Annotated in this window: 16 protein-coding genes and 1 tRNA gene; 9 read left to right on the top strand and 8 right to left on the bottom strand. The window is 70.1% G+C overall.

Annotation, left to right across the window (positions count from 1 at the left end):
* Positions 1–52: 52 nt before the first annotated feature.
* On the bottom strand, positions 53–1171 hold the full coding sequence (locus IO40_RS0129770; protein ID WP_016472564.1) for a P1 family peptidase: 1119 nt from the start codon (positions 1169–1171) through the stop codon (positions 53–55).
* Positions 1172–1218: 47 nt separating this feature from the next.
* On the opposite strand from IO40_RS0129770, the gene IO40_RS0129765 reads away from it, so the two are divergent.
* Positions 1219–1422: a hypothetical protein gene (locus IO40_RS0129765; RefSeq protein WP_016472565.1), complete on the top strand. Its 204-nt coding sequence runs from the start codon at positions 1219–1221 to the stop codon at positions 1420–1422.
* A 118-nt stretch (positions 1423–1540) separates the two neighbouring features.
* Here IO40_RS0129765 and mscL read toward each other — a convergent pair whose 3' ends face one another.
* From mscL to IO40_RS0129735, 6 genes are all read right to left on the bottom strand, one after another.
* The gene (gene mscL / locus IO40_RS0129760) at positions 1541–2077 is read right to left on the bottom strand and encodes a large conductance mechanosensitive channel protein MscL (RefSeq protein ID WP_016472566.1); all 537 of its coding nucleotides are present in this window, start codon (positions 2075–2077) and stop codon (positions 1541–1543) included.
* A gap of 171 nt (positions 2078–2248) precedes the next feature.
* Positions 2249–2527: an RcpC/CpaB family pilus assembly protein gene (locus IO40_RS39195; protein WP_234029911.1), complete on the bottom strand. Its 279-nt coding sequence runs from the start codon at positions 2525–2527 to the stop codon at positions 2249–2251.
* A 495-nt stretch (positions 2528–3022) separates the two neighbouring features.
* Positions 3023–3859, bottom strand: a complete 837-nt coding sequence (locus IO40_RS0129750) for an S-methyl-5'-thioadenosine phosphorylase (RefSeq protein WP_031176488.1) — start codon at positions 3857–3859, stop codon at positions 3023–3025.
* Between the two features lie 115 nt (positions 3860–3974).
* Positions 3975–4325, bottom strand: a complete 351-nt coding sequence (locus IO40_RS0129745) for an FmdB family zinc ribbon protein (protein ID WP_030406491.1) — start codon at positions 4323–4325, stop codon at positions 3975–3977.
* A gap of 67 nt (positions 4326–4392) precedes the next feature.
* Positions 4393–5712, bottom strand: a complete 1320-nt coding sequence (locus IO40_RS0129740) for an MFS transporter (protein ID WP_031176487.1) — start codon at positions 5710–5712, stop codon at positions 4393–4395.
* Between the two features lie 343 nt (positions 5713–6055).
* Entirely contained in the window at positions 6056–7600 is a 1545-nt protein-coding gene (locus tag IO40_RS0129735) for a potassium/proton antiporter (protein ID WP_037775718.1), read from the bottom strand.
* A 332-nt stretch (positions 7601–7932) separates the two neighbouring features.
* Here IO40_RS0129735 and IO40_RS0129730 point away from each other — a divergent pair, with 332 nt between their 5' ends.
* Positions 7933–10779 carry a penicillin acylase family protein gene (locus tag IO40_RS0129730; RefSeq protein ID WP_031176485.1) on the top strand — a complete coding sequence of 949 codons (2847 nt, stop codon included), beginning with the start codon at positions 7933–7935 and terminating at the stop codon, positions 10777–10779.
* A gap of 81 nt (positions 10780–10860) precedes the next feature.
* Here IO40_RS0129730 and IO40_RS0129725 read toward each other — a convergent pair whose 3' ends face one another.
* Positions 10861–11400 carry a 5-formyltetrahydrofolate cyclo-ligase gene (locus tag IO40_RS0129725; protein ID WP_234324598.1) on the bottom strand — a complete coding sequence of 180 codons (540 nt, stop codon included), beginning with the start codon at positions 11398–11400 and terminating at the stop codon, positions 10861–10863.
* Positions 11401–11553: 153 nt separating this feature from the next.
* Between IO40_RS0129725 and galU the strand changes: the two genes are divergently transcribed.
* From galU to IO40_RS0129685, 7 genes are all read left to right on the top strand, one after another.
* On the top strand, positions 11554–12468 hold the full coding sequence (gene galU, locus IO40_RS0129720) for a UTP--glucose-1-phosphate uridylyltransferase GalU (protein ID WP_374117479.1): 915 nt from the start codon (positions 11554–11556) through the stop codon (positions 12466–12468).
* A gap of 3 nt (positions 12469–12471) precedes the next feature.
* Positions 12472–13812, top strand: a complete 1341-nt coding sequence (gene glp / locus IO40_RS0129715; RefSeq protein WP_016472574.1) for a molybdotransferase-like divisome protein Glp — start codon at positions 12472–12474, stop codon at positions 13810–13812.
* A gap of 66 nt (positions 13813–13878) precedes the next feature.
* Entirely contained in the window at positions 13879–14385 is a 507-nt protein-coding gene (gene moaC / locus IO40_RS0129710) for a cyclic pyranopterin monophosphate synthase MoaC (protein WP_016472575.1), read from the top strand.
* Positions 14382–15008: a MogA/MoaB family molybdenum cofactor biosynthesis protein gene (locus IO40_RS0129700; RefSeq protein WP_016472576.1), complete on the top strand. Its 627-nt coding sequence runs from the start codon at positions 14382–14384 to the stop codon at positions 15006–15008. The genes moaC and IO40_RS0129700 overlap by 4 nt, the downstream gene beginning before the upstream one ends.
* On the top strand, positions 15005–15634 hold the full coding sequence (locus IO40_RS0129695; protein WP_078616232.1) for a GNAT family N-acetyltransferase: 630 nt from the start codon (positions 15005–15007) through the stop codon (positions 15632–15634). The genes IO40_RS0129700 and IO40_RS0129695 overlap by 4 nt, the downstream gene beginning before the upstream one ends.
* 171 nt (positions 15635–15805) lie before the next feature.
* Positions 15806–17215: a divisome protein SepX/GlpR gene (gene sepX / locus IO40_RS0129690; RefSeq protein ID WP_031176483.1), complete on the top strand. Its 1410-nt coding sequence runs from the start codon at positions 15806–15808 to the stop codon at positions 17213–17215.
* A 73-nt stretch (positions 17216–17288) separates the two neighbouring features.
* Positions 17289–17362: transfer RNA gene (locus IO40_RS0129685), tRNA-Ala, on the top strand.
* Positions 17363–17427 lie beyond the last annotated feature (65 nt).

Here is a 17427-nt window from a genome sequence, read left to right as displayed (position 1 = left end):
CACACGAGGACAGCGGTTAGGCCGTGCTCCAGTGCCGTTTCCGCTCGCACCGCTAGCTCGCGGAATCCGCCCCGCAGCCTCCCTGGCCGTACAGCTCGTTGTAGGAGGGAAAGACCCCGCCGGGCCCGTCCACGCTGGTCGCAGCGCGCATCGCCTTGACCACAGCGCGGGTCACCGCATCGGCTCCTGCCGCCAGCACCTGGTTCAACTCGCCGTCCGCCAGCGTCCGCTCGGCGGTCGACAGGGCGAAGACCGTGTCCCCGTCGTGCATCAGGTGTATTGGCCGGATCGCCCGCGCCAGTCCGTCGTGACAGCTCCCGGCCAGCCGCTGCGCCTGCGGGCGGGTGAGTGCCGCGTCGGTCCCCACCACGACCAGCGTGGTGTTCAGCGCCGGGCGCAGACTTCCCGCCGTACGTTCCGCCGTCTCCCGCTGCGCCTGCGAGCGCCGCTGCTCGGCGGCGGTGTGCCGGTCCTGGGATGGGAGGCACGGTCGGCCGCCGGCGAGTTCGCCGTACAGGACGCCCGTCGCCGGGTCCACCGCCGAACCTGCCGCGTTGAGGATCACCAAGGCGCCCACGACCGTCCCCGAGTCCAGCCGGACGCTCGCCGTACCGGTTCCGCCCTTCAGGCCGTCCACCACGGCCCCCGTCCCCGCTCCGACGCAGCCCTGCGCCACAGGCGCTCCCGGCTCCGTCGCAGCAGCGGCCTCCACCGCCTGCCGGCCCATCTGCGCACCGGGCCGAGCGGTCCAGCGTCCGCCCCGTCCCAGGTCGAAGATCACTGCTGCCGGGACCACGGGCACCACCTGCGAAGGATGGGCCCCTACCGGGACTCCCCGTGCCTGTTCCTCCAGCCACGCCATCACTCCCGAAGCCGTGTCCAGCCCGTACGCGCTGCCCCCGCTCAGGACGACGGCGTGGATGCGCTCGACCAGGTTCTTCGGGTCCAGTGCGTCCGTCTCGCGCGTACCCGGGGCCCCGCCCCGGGCGTCCACCCCCGGGACGGCTCCCTCCGGCGGAGGGAGCACGACGGTCGTGCCGGTCAGCCAGCCGTCGTCCGTTCGCTGGGCGTGGCCCACCCTGAGCCCCGGGACGTCGGTCAGCGCGTCCTGCGGTCCGGTCGGGGGCTGCTGCGTGGGGCGGTGTGGCTCCTGGGCGTCCTGAGTGTCCATGACGCATGGATACCAGCAGGTGCGTGCGGTCGCCGTACGCTTGAGGCATGAGCGTCGATCCGCAGTCTTCCTCCCGGCCGGTACCGCCGCGCGACAACGCGGCGTCCGCACTGGTCTTCGATGACCCGCTGAGCCGCCCCTCCAGCGACGACACCGACCGCGGCTGGGGAGAGGGCGCGCGCGGCGAGACCCGGGGTGGCGAAGCGGACCTCGCCCGCTTCCTGGACGAGAAGCCGCCGCACCACCTCTGAGCCCTCCGCCGCGTGCTGTCCCGGTACCGGCACAGAAAAACCTGCCAACGGCGGGAGGCCAACCAGCCCGCCCGGATGCGTCGCAGCCACTCCGCCGGAAGTGCTCCTCGACTGCCGGCTACTTGCCGATGTCCACGCCACTCTCGCGCTGCTTCGCCAGTCCGGCACCGGCGCCCGGGACCGAGCCGTCGGACCGGTTGCCCTCCGCCTGCTGCGCCAGCAGCACGTCCCGGATCTCCGTGAGCAGCTCGATCTCCGTCTTGGGCACCTCCACCGGTCCGGCCTTCGCCTGCTGGCGCTCCTTGTACTTGTTCATGGGCAGGATCATGAGGAAGTAGACGACCGCCGCCGTGATCAGGAAGGTCAGGGTGGCGCTGAGCACCGGACCCCAGTTCAGGGCTACGCCCTTGGTCACCGTGCCGTCCGCGTCGATCACGCACGGACCTTTCAGGCAGGAGCGGTACTTGTCCAGGTCCTGGGTGCCGATGGCTCCGACCAGCGGGTTGATGAAGCCTTTGACGACCGCGTCGACGATCTTGCCGAAGGCCGCTCCCACGACGACGGCAACGGCCAGCTCGACCACGTTGCCTCGCATCAGGAACGCCTTGAATCCCGCGAAGACACCACTCTTCGCGGGTACGGGTGTGTTGCTCAACGAACTGCCTCTTCCAGAACCACGTGACGATGCTGACGGCGAGCGGGACGCCGAGGGCACCGGCGGCCCACGGCAGCGCCTGTGCGCCGGGCCGGCGAGACGCCTGCCCCGGAAGACAGCGTTCCATTCGTGAGGCCGTCGGACGAGCGTGTTCCGGAAATGGGAGACGCCTCAGCACAGCGTCACCGCCAGCCGTGAATCGGCAGCGGCGCCCACCAGGGCGGTGGCCGTCCGCCGGGGCACGACAAGCACGACAAGCGCGCCCTCGGCCCCGTCGCCCGAGACAGTGTCGCCGACATCGCCGGGTTTCGGCACCTGCGCTACGCGTACTCCGCGGGCCACAATCCGTGCTGTCGCCTTCTTCGACCGGCTTGCCAAGACATCGACACGGTCGCCGGGACGCAACAGCCGGACCGTGGCCGCGTCGGTGATGCGGACAGGCGCTGACACGGGGGCCCCGTCCGCGTCGTCTCCGTGCCCGGTGGCTGAACTCCCGATGCCGTGCCGCGTCGCCCCTGCCGTACCGGACCGGTCCGGCGTACTTGACCTTGCAGTCCCGCCGTCATGGGGCCTGTCACCGCCCGTGGCGGACAGTGCCAGGCCGGCGGCTGCCACAGCGAGAACGACGGAAAGGGCCCGGCGGCGTACGAGCACGTTCCGGCGCGGCCGTCGGCCGCGCCCGGCACGTACGGGCGGGAAGTCGGGAACGGGCGCACGCGGATGCGTACGGGAGGGGAATCGCTGCGGAAACGGGTCCCGGTCTCGGGGCACGACGCTCACCACCAGTCATCGCACGAGAAGACCGCCTGGTCACGGCCCTCGCCGACCACAGTGACCGTCTCCGTGCAATCCCGCTGATCACCCCGGGAATCTGTGGATTACCGGCCGGTTGTGGACAAGTCCGTCACTCGGAAGTGGGGGATGGCCGGGAATCCGCCCGATGGTTCAGGGAAGCGTGATACCCGGGTGCTGCCCGCCCAGGGCGGTGCTGCAGCAACACCCGCGTTCCTCCGTGGCGGGCAGCTCGCGGACGGCGTCGAAGAGCACCTTGCGTACTCGCTCGATGTTCTCGCCGAAGACGCGCAGTACCTCCTCGTGCGAGACACCTTCGCCGGCCTCCGCGCCGGCGTCCAGGTCCGTGACCAGGGCCAGCGAGGAGTAGCACAGCTCCAGCTCCCGGGCCAGCACGGCCTCCGGGTGACCGGTCATGCCGACGACGTCCCAGCCCTGTGCGGCATGCCAGCGCGACTCCGCGCGAGTGGAGAAACGCGGGCCTTCGATGACGCACATCGTGCCGCCGTCCACGGCCTCCCACCCATGGCTCCGCGCGGCGCGCAACGACGCCTGCCGACCCGTCTCGCAGTACGGGTCGGCGAAGGTGATGTGCAGCACATCGGGGATGCTGCCGTCGGGCAGCGGCTCCCCGTCGTAGAAGGACTGCCGGCGGTGCTTCGTGCGGTCGACCAGCTGATCGGGCACCACGAGCGTGCCCGGTCCGTACTCGGGCTTCAGGCCGCCGACCGCGCAGGGCGCGATGATCTGCCGTACTCCCACCGAGCGAAGCGCCCACATGTTGGCGCGGTAGTTGATGCGGTGCGGCGGCAGATGGTGACCGCGGCCGTGCCGGGGGAGGAACGCCACCGTGCGTCCGCCGGTCTTTCCCAGGAAGAGTGAGTCGCTCGGCGGTCCGTAGGGAGTCTCGACGGTGATCTCCGTCACGTCGTCGAGAAAGGAATAGAACCCGGAACCGCCGATGACGCCGATCTCTGCCTGTTCACTCATGCGGTCACCCTACGGGTGTTCCCCGTGGGCACGGCAGGGCGAGCGCAGGCCTGCCCCCAGGCCCCCGGCGGGCAGCCGCGGGGGTCGCGACTGAAGGGCCGGCCCGGCAGCCGGGTCAGGCGGAAGTGCCTGCTGCTGCGGTGCTCTTGCTGTCGCTCTTGCCGGAGGACTTCGACTCGGAGGACGACGAGCCGGAGGACGAGGAACCCGAGGAGTCGGAGCTCTTGGAGCTGCCGTTCTTCGCGGAGTCCGAGGAGCTGGAGGAGGCCGGGCTGCTGCTCGACGAGGAGTTGCGGCTGTCGTTGCGGTAGAAGCCGGAGCCCTTGAAGACGATGCCGACCGCCGAGAAGACCTTCTTGAGGCGCCCGTCGCAGCTCGGGCAGACGGTCAGTGAGTCGTCCGTGAACTTCTGCACCACCTCGAGGCCCTCGCCGCACTCGGTGCACTGGTACTGGTAGGTCGGCACGTTCTTCCTCCTGGCACTCTCACTTGTTGAGTGCTAACAACGCTCCATAGTGCAGCATTCCCGCGCGTCAGTCCACTGAGACCCTCGTTCGGTGACCGAGCCCACGCGCGGCGACCAGCCCGCCGTGCGCCGGGTGGAGCGCCTTGCGGAAGAGCAGCAGCACCAGCAGGGCGAGCACCGTGCCCGCCAGCGGGGACAAGAAGCCGGAGCCGGCACCCGAGTGGTCGGCGAGCTGGCCGGCCACCGTGGAACCGGCCGCCTGCCCCAGGGCGACGGCGCCGGTCAGCCAGGTGAACGCCTCCGTACGGGCGGCAGCCGGCACCAGCGTCTCGATCAGCGTGAAGCAGGTGATCATGCAGGGGGCCACGCACAGCCCGACGAGTGTCCCGAGCGCACCCAGCAGCACAGCCCAGGGGCCCATCTGCGCGGTGACGGCCACCAGAGCGGCGGCGAGCACGAGCACCGGGTAACCGGCCAGCAGACGGGACTGCGGTCCGCGCTTCCACCGGATGGCACCCACGGCGACGGCCGCCAGCATGTTGCCCGCGGCGAAGACGCCGTACATCACGCCGTTGATACCGGGGCGGCCGATCGACTCGGTGAACGCGGTGAGGGAGACCTGCATGCCGCCGAAGACCGTGCCGATACCGAGCACCGCCACGATGAGCACACGCGCTCCGGGAATCGCCAGCGCGGACGGCGGGCGGTCACCGCTGTACGACGTGTCCGCACCCTGCGCCTCCGCGTGCCTGGCACGGGCCGGCACAGGCTGTGTGCGGCGCTGCGCGGCGAAGACCAGGCCGCCGACCAGCGAGACCCCGGCTTCCGCCGCGAGCCCCGCAGCCGGATGCACGCCGGTGCACAGGGCGGTCGCGAGCACCGGGCCGACGACGAAGGTGAACTCGTCCGTCACCGACTCGAAGGCGGCGGCCGTGGTCATCAGGGGCGTCCCCTGCAGGCGTGCAGCCCAGCGGGCACGCACCATGGGGCTGATCTGCGGAGCCGTCGCGCCCGCCGGTACCGCCGCGACGAAGAGCGCCCACAGCGGCGCGTCGAGCAGGGCGACGGAGACGAGCGCGCCGATGGTCAGCGCGTGCAGGAACACCTGCGGTACGAGAACAGCGCCCTGGCCGAACCGGTCGGCGAGCCTGCCGCTCTGCGGCGCGATCAGGGCCATGGAGATGCCGGCCGTCGCCGAGACGGCGCCCGCCAGTCCGAACGAGCCGGTGGTGTGTTCGACGAGCAGCACGATGCTGATGGTCAGCATCGCGTAGGGCTGTCGTGCCAGAAAACCTGGCACCAGGAAGGACCACGCGCCTTCCGTCCGCAGCAGCTGCCCGTATCCGGGCCGCTCGGCGGAGTGCCGGTCGCGCGGTGTCTCCTCCATCGGTGCGTGATTGTCGCGCTCGGTGGCCGGGGGTGCCACGGCCGGGCCTTTCTGCCGCCTGGTAGCGCGTTGGATGACGCGCCGAGAGCTGTCCTCTCGCGCTGGACCGGGGTAGATACCCGGTCCGGTACGGGGAGGCTGTCCGGACCGTGGCCGCCGAGCGGTCGCGCCAGCTCTGCATCAGGCAGAGTCGGGTAATACTGTCCTGTCCGGTATGAGGATAACGGTCCTGTCAGATCCAGGTGAAATCCGCTCTCCCTGGTCATGGCTGGTGCGACCGCTCGGCGACCCGTAAACGGCGACCTCTCGGCGTCCGGCGGGCTGATCTGTTTGTCGGGCTGAGCTATTTGTGCAGCGCCGTACTGCCCCCACTTCCCAGCCATCCGGCGAGCTTGCCTCCCCGGCTGACCGACAGCAGCCGGCGTTCCGCCGAGTCGCGTACCTGATCGGTGGTGACCACCAGCAGTTCGTCGCCGTGCCGCAGCACGGTCGACGGCAGCGGCACGAAGCTCGTCCCGTCGCGCACGACCAGCGTGACGGCAGCACCTGTGGGGAGCCGCAGCTCGGCGATCTCCACACCGTGCATCCGGGACGACGGCGGGATGGCGACGGACAGCAGATGGCCCCGCAGCCGTTCGAGGGGAGCGGACTCGATGTCGAGATCGGCTGCCTCGTCGCTCTTGTCCAGGCGCAGTTTGTGCGCCAGCCACGGCAGCGTGGGCCCTTGCAGGACGGTGAAGACGACCACCAGCACGAAGACGATGTTGAAGATGCGCTGGCTGCCCTCGACGTCGGCGACCATGGGGATGGTCGCCAGCACGATGGGCACGGCGCCGCGCAGTCCCGCCCAGGACAGCAGCACTTTGTCCTGCCAGGGCAGCTTGAACCTGTCGAGGCACAAGAAGACCGACAGGGGGCGGGCGAGCAGTGTCAGGGCCAGCCCGATCAAAACGGCGGGCCAGAAGTCCTTCCACAGGTCGTGCGGGGTGACCAGCAGGCCCAGCAGTACGAAGAGACCGATCTGCGCTATCCACGCCACTCCGTCGGCGAAGCCGCGTACGGCCGGCCGGTGGGGCAGTTTTCCGTTGCCGAGAATGAGCGCGGCGACATAGACGGCGAGGAAGCCGGAACCGTGCGCCATGGCACCTCCGGCGTAGGCGAGCACGCACAGCGCCAGGACGGCGATGGGGTAGAGGCCGGAGGCGGGCAGGGCGACGTGGCGCATGCCCAACTCGCCGAGTTTGCCCACCACCAGACCGGCCAGCAGTCCGATGGCGAGTTCCAGTGCGATCTCGCCCAGCAGGAAGTACCAGGAGTGGTGTTCGGTGTCGAGGTGGGAGAAGGTGACCACCAGGAGCACGACCGGGGCGTCGTTGAACCCTGATTCGGCTTCCAGTACGCCGGTGAGCCGCTTGGGCAGCGGGACGCGGCGCAGTACGGAGAAGACGGCGGCTGCGTCCGTGGAGGAGACCACCGCTCCCATCAGGAGCGCGGCCTGCCATTCGAGGCCCACCAGGTAGTGCGCGGCGCAGGCGGTGACGGTGACGCTCACCGCGACGCCGAACGTGGACAGGACGGCGGCGGCCGGTACGGCGGGCCGGATGTCGCGCCACTTCGTACTGAGGCCGCCCTCGGCGAGGATCACCACGAGGGCGGCGTATCCGAGAACTTGAGTCAGCGCGGCGTCGGAGAACCCGAAGCCGATGCCGTCCTGCCCTATTGCGACGCCTATCCCGAGGTACACCAGCAGGCTGGGGAGCCCGCTGCGGGAGGAGAGCCTGACGGCCGCGACGGCGATGAGCAGGACGAGGGCGCTGAAGAGCAGTAGCTGGTTGAGGCTGTCGACGGTCAGGGCATGGTCCTCTCTCCCGGGGCTTGCTCCTTGGATGGGCGGCGCGGTTTCGCATGGAACGGCACGACGGAGCACTCGGTTGAGCACGTCCGTCGTCACGGGTGCTGGTTCTGACGACCTCCTGACGGTTTCCTGACGAATTCTTAACGCGTCGCGCATGACTGTGGATAGCTCCCGGCGGGTGCGCGGAAGCCTCTAGTTCGTTTGGGTAGCTAACAATTTACCATCGCTTGAACAAGGAGCCGGGAGAATCCGTAGTTGGCGACTCCCTGTCGGGGCAGCAGGAGCGGCGGCCTATGGTTGCTCCGTACGGATCGAGCCCGTCCGGTCCCTCAGACAAGGTCCACCCTGCCCCTCGAAGGACAGAGATGCCCGCCAAGAAGACCTCGCGACGCGCCCGCCTCATCGTGATCGTCGTCGTGCTGCTGATCGTGGCAGGCATCGGCGGTGGCAGTTATTGGGGCGTCAGCACGGTGCGCGACTCCTTCCCGCAGACGACCGGGACGCTCAAGATCAAGGGCCTGCAGGCCCCGGTCAGCGTGAAGCGCGACAGCAGCGGCATCCCGCAGATCTATGCCGACAACTCCGAGGACCTCTTCCTCGCGCAGGGCTACGTCCAGGCGCAGGACCGGTTCTGGGAGATGGACGTGCGCCGCCACATGACCGCCGGCCGGCTGTCCGAGATGTTCGGCGCCGAGCAGGTCGAGACCGACGCGTTCTTGCGCACGCTCGGCTGGCGCCGGGTGGCCGAGAAGGAGTACAAGCAACTTCCCGCGCAGACGAAGGACTTCCTCAAGGCGTACTCCGCGGGCGTCAACGCCTACCTCAAGGACCACAAGGGTTCGGCGCTCTCCGTCGAGTACGCGGCTCTCGATCTGGCGGGCAAGGGGTACGAACCGCAACCGTGGAACCCCGTCGACTCGGTGGCCTGGCTCAAGGCGATGGCCTGGGACCTGCGCGGCAACATGACGGACGAGGTCGACCGCGCGCTGATGACCAGCCGTCTGGACAAGGACCAGATCGAGGACCTGTACCCGGGCTACCCCTACGACCGGAACAAGCCCATCGTCGACCACGGCGCGGTGGACCCGGCGACCAAGAAGTTCGACCCGGAGGCCGAGGGCGGCCAGTCCGGTGCGCCGGGCGGCGCCGCGGGCGGCGAACGAGGGGAAGGCACGGAAGGCCCGGGCACGGGCGGCGCCGGTGACGGCGGCCAAGGCACCTCTGGAGGCACCGGAGCAGGCGGGACGACCCCCGGGACCTCCGCGGGTGAAAACGGCTCTCAGGGCGCCGGGCAGGCCGTTCAGGGGGCAAGTACCCAGCTCGGCTCGGTCGCTCAGAAGCTGGACAAGGTTCCCGGGCTGCTCGGCCCGAACGGCAGCGGTATCGGCTCCAACTCCTGGGTGATTTCCGGGAAGTACACGACGACGGGCAAGCCGCTGCTGGCCAACGACCCGCACCTGGCGCCCCAGCTGCCGTCGGTCTGGTACCAGATGGGTCTGCACTGCCGCTCGATCGACAAGACCTGCCCCTTCGACGTGTCCGGCTTCACCTTCTCCGGCATGCCGGGTGTCGTCATCGGTCACAACCAGAACATCTCCTGGGGCATGACCAACCTCGGCGCCGATGTGACCGACCTGTACCTGGAAAAGGTCAAGGACGGTCACTACCTCTACGACGGAAAGCAGGTGCCCTACCGCACCCGCGAGGAGACCATCAAGGTCGCCGGGGGCAAGAACCGCACCATCACCGTGCGGGAAACCAACAACGGGCCGATCGTCTCCGACCGGGACAAGGAACTGCGCAAGGTCGGTGACAAGTCGCCCGTCGGCAACGCCGCGCCGGACCGCGGTGACGGCTACGCCATCTCCCTTCGGTGGACCGCCCTGGAGCCGTCCAAGACCATGGACGCGGTCTTCAAGCTCAACCGGGCCGCCAACTTCTCCGAGTTCCGCGAGGCGGCCGGTGAGTTCGCCGTGCCGTCCCAGAACCTCATCTACGCGGACACGAAGGGCAACATCGGCTACCAGGCGCCCGGACGGATCCCCGTGCGCGGCAAGGGTGACGGCCGCTACCCGGCGCCCGGCTGGGACTCCCGCTACCGCTGGAAGGGCTACATCCCCCAAAGCGCCCTTCCGTGGGAGTACAACCCGGAGCGCGGCTACATCGTGACCGCCAACCAGGCCGTCGTGGACCGCGAGAAGTACCCCTACCTGCTGACCGACGACTGGGGTTATGGAGCGCGCAGCCAGCGGATCAACGACCTTATCCAGTCGAAGATCAAGGACGGCGGGAAGATCTCCATGAAGGACATGGAGAGCATGCAGATGGACAACAGCAGTGAGATCGCCAAGCTGCTGGTGCCCTACCTGCTGAAGATCGACATCGACGACAAGTACGTGCGGGACGCGCAGAAGCTCCTGGAGGGCTGGGACTACACCCAGGACTCCGACTCCGCGCCGGCCGCCTACTTCAACGCCGTCTGGCGCAACCTGCTGAAGCTGTCCTTCGGTGACAAACTGCCCAAGGAACTGCGGGTCAAGGGCGACTGCCTGTACGTGCGTCCCTCGGACGACTCCGGCCCGGTCGACGACCTGAGCGGCAACGAGCGTCTGGTGCGCGAGTGCGGCCAGCGCTCTCCGGACGCCGCGCAGCCCGACGGCGGCGACCGGTGGTTCGAAGTTGTACGCAAGCTGCTCAAGCAGCCGGACAGCGACTGGTGGAAGACCCGCGGCACCTCGCGCCAGGACGGCGACAAGAACCGCGACGAACTGCTGGCGCACGCCATGAAGGACGCCCGCTGGGAGCTCACCTCGAAGCTGGGCAAGGACATCAACACCTGGAGCTGGGGCAGGCTGCACCGGCTGATGCTCAGGAACCAGACGCTGGGCACCGAGGGCCCGGGGGTCGTCCGGTGGATGCTCAACCGTGGTCCGTGGGACCTCAGCGGCGGCGAGGCGGCCGTCAACGCCACCGGCTGGAACGCGGCCGGCGGGTACGACGTGACCTGGGTGCCGTCGATGCGGATGGTCGTCGACCTGAGCGATCTGGACAACTCCCGCTGGATCAACCTGACCGGCGCCTCCGGGCACGCCTACAACGCGCACTACACCGACCAGACGGACAAGTGGGCCAGGGGCGAGTTCCTCGACTGGCCCTACAGCGAGAAGGCGGTGTCCAAGGCGACCGACGACCAGATGGCTCTCACCCCCTGACGGCCTTCGGCGCCGCCCCCCGGCCGTCCGGCACCGTCCGGTGCGGGACAACCGGGTGGGCGGCGCCTCTGCTGTCGGCGTTCAGCCGGCCGTGACCCCGAGGTGGTGCACTCCGCCCGGGGTCACCGCCGTCTGCACCAGGCGGTCGTGTTCCTCGCCCTCGATGTGGTCCACCACTTCGCCGTCGTACAGCAGTACGGCGCAGGCCGGCTGTGCGCCATGGGCGGCCAGCCGGGCCAGGACCCGGTCGTAACAGCCGGCGCCCCGCCCCAGCCGCAGGCCGCGCCGGTCCACGGCCAGCCCGGGCAGCAGAACGGCGTCGGCCCCGACGACGGCGTCCGGGCCGAGCCGTCGCCCGTACGGCTCCCGCAGCCCGCGCCCCGCGGCGACCAGACCGTCGGAGCCGGTGTACTCCGCCCAGTCGAGGTCGTTGTCGGGCAGCAGGACCGGCAGCAGTACGCGCACGCCCCTGTCGCGCAGCTCGTCCAGGAGGGGACCGGTGCCCGGCTCGGTGCCGACCGACACGTAGGCCGCGACCGTACGTGCACCGGCGACCTGGGGCAGCCCCAGGACACGCCGTGCCAGCGACCGGGCCGTCTCCTGCAGGTCATCCGGTGTCAACGTGCTTCTTGCCGACAGGACGGTGCGGCGCAACTCGCGCTTCCTACGGTGACCGCCGGCTCTCGGATCGTCCTTCACTCGGTCCACCTCTCCTGGGTTCGCAAAACGCAACAAACCATGCGGACCCTTACCTTCCGGATCAAGTCAGCGGTTATGGTGCGGGACATGACTTCTCCCCGCACGCGGATCACCAAGGCAGTCATCCCCGCCGCCGGCCTGGGCACACGCTTTCTGCCCGCGACGAAGGCCACACCCAAGGAGATGCTTCCGGTCGTCGACAAACCGGCGATCCAGTATGTGGTCGAGGAAGCCGTGGCAGCCGGGCTCTCCGACGTCCTCATGATCACAGGCCGCAACAAGCGCCCCCTGGAGGACCATTTCGACCGCAATTACGAGCTGGAGCAGGTACTGCGCGACAAGGGCGACGACGGCAAGCTCGCCCGGGTGCAGGAGTCCAGTGACATGGCCACCATGCACTACGTCCGCCAGGGTGACCCGCGCGGTCTGGGGCACGCCGTCCTGTGCGCCGCGCCGCATGTGGGGAACCAGCCGTTCGCCGTGCTGCTCGGTGACGACCTGATCGACCCGCGTGACCCCCTGCTGTCCCGCATGCTGGAGGTCCAGCAGCAGCGCGGCGGCAGCGTGATCGCACTGCTGGAGGTCGACCCGGGCAGCATTCATCTGTACGGCGCCGCCGCGGCGGCGCCCACGTCCGACAGCGACGTCGTCCGTGTCTCCGATCTGGTGGAGAAGCCCCCCGCCGACCAGGCGCCCAGCAACCTGGCCATCATCGGCCGCTATGTGCTCGACCCGGCGGTCTTCGACGTCCTGAGCAAGACCGAGCCCGGCAGAGGCGGCGAGATCCAGCTCACCGACGCACTGCAGGCGCTGTCCGCCGACGAGTCACTGGGCGGCCCCGTGCACGGTGTGGTCTTCAAGGGCCGCCGCTACGACACCGGTGACCGGGGAGACTATCTGCGTGCCATTGTGAGGCTCGCGTGCGAACGTGAGGACTTGGGCCCGGAGTTCCGGGAGTGGCTGCGTGGTTACGTCACCGAGGAGATGTAAGTCTTGAGCGAGACCTGGTCCGTCGACGAGCACCTGGAGGACATCCTCCGCAGCGTCCGCCCGCTGGATCCCATCGAGCTGAACCTGCTGGACGCGCAGGGCTGTGTGCTGGTCGACGACGTCGTCGTCCCGACAGCCCTCCCGCCGTTCGACAACAGCTCCATGGACGGCTACGCGGTGCGCATCGCGGACGTGGAGGGGGCCAGTGAGGAGTTCCCCGCGGTGCTCGGCGTCATCGGTGACGTCGCCGCCGGGAGCACCGGACTTCCCACGGTCGCGTCCGGCCAGGCGGCACGCATCATGACCGGCGCCCCCCTGCCGCCCGGGGCCGAGGCCGTGGTGCCGGTCGAGTGGACGGACGGCGGCACGGGCGGCGGCCCGGCCGACGCCATGCGGGCGCACAGCAGCGCTCCGCAGGACGCCACCGGGCAGGTACGGGTGCACCGTCCGGTCGTCGCCGGACAGCACGTACGGGTCAAGGGCAGCGATGTACGGCCCGGCACCGTGGCACTCAAGGCGGGCACGGTACTCGGACCCGCCCAGGTGGGCCTGCTGGCGGCCATCGGCCGCGGCTCGGTCACCGTACGCCCGCGCCCCCGCGTGGTCGTACTGTCCACGGGCAGCGAACTGGTGGCGCCCGGGGAACCTTTGGGGCCCGGGCAGATTCACGACGCCAACAGCTTCGTGCTGACCGCGGCGGCCCGCGCGGCCGGCGCCATCCCCTACCGGGTCGGAGCGGTCGCCGACGACGCGGAGACCCTGCGGTCCACCATCGAGGACCAGCTGATCCGTGCCGACCTCGTCGTCACCAGCGGCGGGGTCAGCGTCGGTGCCTACGACGTCGTCAAGGAGGCGCTCTCCCGGGTGGAGGCGTTCGCCGTGGAGGGCGAGGACGAACGTGACGGCGCCGGTGACGTGGTGGAGTTCCGCCGGCTGGCCATGCAGCCCGGCAAGCCCCAGGGCTTCGGGCTGATCGGCCCGGACCGTACGCCGATTCTCACCCTTCCGGGCAATCCGGTGAGTGCGTACGTATCCTTCGAACTGTTCGTCCGTCCCGCTCTGCGCACCCTGATGGGACAGGAGCCCGTCCGGCGCCCCTCGGTGCGCGCACGACTGACCGGAGAGACACCGGTCAGCTCCCCCGAGGGGAAGCGTCAGTTCCTGCGGGGTGCCTACACGCCGCCCGCGGACGGGGACGACGAATTGGGCACCGTCAGCGCCGTCGGCGGTGCGGGCTCCCATCTGATCGGCGCGCTCGCACAGGCGAATGCGCTCATCGACATCCCGGAGAAGACCGGGCGGCTGAAGCCGGGGGACGAGGTGACGGTCGTGCCCCTGGACTGACGTGCCGGACAGTGCCCTTGCCGCTGCCGGTACCGTGTCTGGGCACAGCACCGGACCGGGAGAACCATGACCAGCCCCCAGCAGCACCTCACCCATGTCGACGATTCCGGGGCCGCCCGGATGGTCGACGTGTCCGAGAAGGACGTCACTGCGAGGACGGCCCGCGCCACCGGACGCGTGCTCGTCTCCCCGCAGGTCGTCGCTCTTCTGCGCGGCGACGGTGTGCCCAAGGGGGACGCGTTGGCCACCGCGCGCATCGCGGGCATCATGGGCGCCAAGAAGACACCGGAACTCATCCCGCTGTGCCACCCTCTCGCGGTCTCCGGTGTGAAGGTCGATCTGTCGGTCGCCGATGACGCGGTGGAGATCGCCGCCCAGGTGAAGACCACCGACCGCACAGGCGTCGAAATGGAAGCTCTCACGGCGGTTACGGTCGCCGCTTTGACGGTCATCGACATGGTGAAGGCGGTCGACAAGTCGGCCGCCATCACGGACGTCAAAGTGGAGGAGAAGACCGGCGGCAGGTCGGGGCACTGGACCCGTGAGCCGCGCACGGGTGAGGAGAGGGCATGAGCGGTACCCACCAGCACGCGGGCGGCGGCCACGCGCACGGCACGGACGGTACGGCGGTCCCGTACCGCGCCCTCGCCGTGACAGCCTCCAACCGCGCCTCCGCGGGGGTGTACGAGGACAAGGGCGGCCCCCTGCTCGTCGAGGGGCTGCGCGTCATGGGGTTCGCGGTGGACGGGCCGAAGGTCGTGCCCGACGGGGAGCCCGTCCGTGAGTTGCTCCAGGAGGCCGTGCGGTCCGGCTACGCGGTCGTTCTCACCACCGGCGGTACCGGCATCTCCCCGACCGACCGCACCCCGGAGATGACCCGCTCACTCCTGGACCACGAGATTCCCGGCATCGCCGAGGCCATCCGCGCGGAAGGGCGCACCAAGGTCCCCACAGCGGCTCTCTCGCGGGGCGTGGCGGGTGTCGCAGGCCGGACACTCATCGTCAACCTGCCGGGCTCCACCGGCGGCGTCAAGGACGGTCTGGCGGTTCTGGCGGGTCTGCTGCCGCACGCCGTCGACCAGCTGCACGGCGGCGACCACCCGCAGCCCCCCGCCGAGTCCTCCGCACAGCCGGCCACGACGTCGCAGCCGGATGCGTCCGTGTCCGCTGCACCCAGAGGGGACGACCCGCGCTGAACGCGCCGTGGCCGATCCAGCTGGCGGACGGGGCCACGGTTCTCCGTCCCATAAGAGCGCGCGACCAGCGTGCCTGGCGCGAGGTCAACCAGCGGAACCGTGACTGGCTGCGCCCGTGGGAGGCGACGATCCCGCCTCCGCCGCCGGGCCATCTGCCGCCGCGCCGTCCCACCTACCGCCAGATGGTGCGCCATCTGCGGGCGGAGGCCCACGCCGGACGGATGCTCCCGTTCGTCGTGGAGTACGAGGACAGGCTGGTCGGACAGCTGACTGTCGCGGGCATCACCTGGGGGTCGATGTGCTCCGGGCACATCGGGTACTGGATCGACCGGGAGGTGGCCGGACGGGGCGTCATGCCGACAGCCGTCGCGCTCGCCGTGGACCACTGTTTCCGGTCCGTCGGGCTGCACCGTATCGAGGTGTGCATCCGGCCGGAGAACGCTCCCAGCCGGCGGGTCGTGGAGAAGCTCGGTTTCCGCCAGGAGGGAACCCGGCCGCGCTATCTGCACATCGACGGCGCGTGGCGTGACCATTTGGTGTTCGCCCTGACGGCGGAGGAGGTCCCCGAGGGGCTGCTGACCCGGTGGCACCGGTCGCGGCCCGGCCGCTCGACAGAAATAAAATAAACGTTCGAATTGTGTTCCGCGTGATCCACCGGGGATTTACCCGCATCTGTCTGCCATTTCCGTATTCCCGGCGACAGCAATCACAAAAAAAGGTGGAGAGAACAGCCAGATCGTGCGACACACCGGGCTATTTGGCAGATGGGCTCACGCGATCCCCTCTACCGTGTGAGGGTGAGCAGCAGTGGCCTCATCTACGCAGTCATCGTCGGGGCCTGGGCCGCCTACTTGGTGCCGATGTGGCTTCGCCGGCAGGACGAGCTGAACGAAGCCCGTCCGACGGAACGCTTCAGCACCGCCATCCGCCTGTTGTCGGGCAAGGCCGGAATGGAGCGTCGCTATGCGCGGGCCGCGGAGCGGCGCCGGGCACGCGAAGGGTGGGCGGCCGACGACCCGTACGCGCCGGAGGCCGACGCCGAGAGCGGCCAGGCCGGCGCGTACGAGGAGTACGCCGGGTACGACGGTGACGGGTACCGGAGCGATCCGGACGCCACCGAGGAAGCGGTGGACGTCCGGGCCTTCGCCGACCCCAAGACCATGATCGAGGTCCCCGGCTCCGAGGCGCTCACGGAAGTCCTGCCGGAAGCGCGCGCTCACCGTGGCACGTCCGGCGCCTCACCGCAGGAGGGTGCCGCCCGCCCGGCCGGCAGCCATGCGGAAGCCGACCGCCGGCAGTCGGCCGAGGCGCGTGCCGCCGCCCTCGAAGGCAGGCGCGTCAAGCAGGCCAAACGCGCCAAACTGCTCGCACGGCGTCGCCGCACGACCATGATGCTGTTCCTGGCGTTCACCATGGGCAGCGTCGTCGCCGCTGTACAGGGAATCGCGCTCCTGTGGGTGCCGGCGATCCCCGCCGTCCTGCTGAGCGCGTACATCGTCTACCTCCGCATCCAGGAACGGCGCCGCTTCCTCCTCGCGATGGACCGGCGCCGTGCGGAGGAGGCCGCCCGCACCCTGCACGCGCGCCGGCCCGGCGCAAGGGACTCCCAGCCCGCCGGACAGCGGCGCTCCGCTCCGGCCGAAGAAGCCGACACCGAGCCGGGCGCCTCCGCCCGCGCTGCCGCACGCCCCGCCGGGCGGGGGCCGCAGCGGCCTCGCTCCGGCCGTGGCGACGCGCACGCGGACCGTACGCCCGGAGAGGGGCAGGCAGCCGCCGGCGGTCACCCCCAGCGGCCCCAGCGCCGTCAGGACGGTGCCCGGGACGCCCGGCAGGCCGCGAGGGCCCGTACGGAGGAGCAGGAGGCCGCCGAGCGGCGCGCGCTGGTCGAGCAGACCGACCACGCCGAGTGGGTCGACCAGCAGCGCGCCCGTGACCGTGACTCCTCCGACGGCGAAGGCTGGGACCCGGTCCCCGTCCCGCTGCCCACCTATGTGAGCGCCCCGGTGGCCCCTCGCGCCACCCGCGGCGTCGACCTGGAGGCGCCGGACGCCTGGAGCTCCGCCCGCTCCAGCACCGTCCCGGCGGCCGAGCCCCAGCCCGCGGACGGCGCCGCCGACGAGACCGCCCGCCCGCGCCACCCGCGCGGGAGAGAGCGCACCCCCCTGTTCGACCAGTACGAGGACCGCCCCCGCGCCGCCAACGAATGACCGCGCCCGTGACCAGCACCGCAGCGGATTTCCTCCCTGCCCGACGGGGATGCTAAGGTTTCACCCGTCGCAAGGGCCTGTGGCGCAGTCCGGTAGCGCATCTCGTTCGCAACGAGAGGGTCAGGGGTTCAAATCCCCTCAGGTCCACAGCGGAAATCCCGCCGATCTTTCGGATCGGCGGGATTTTTCGTTGCCCGGACTCTTCCCGCGTC

The sequence above is a fragment of the Streptomyces albus subsp. albus genome, from assembly GCF_000725885.1.
Classification (GTDB): domain Bacteria; phylum Actinomycetota; class Actinomycetes; order Streptomycetales; family Streptomycetaceae; genus Streptomyces; species Streptomyces albus.
The sequence above is the reverse complement of the archived record's forward strand: the minus strand, read 5'-3'. Positions and strand labels throughout refer to the sequence as shown.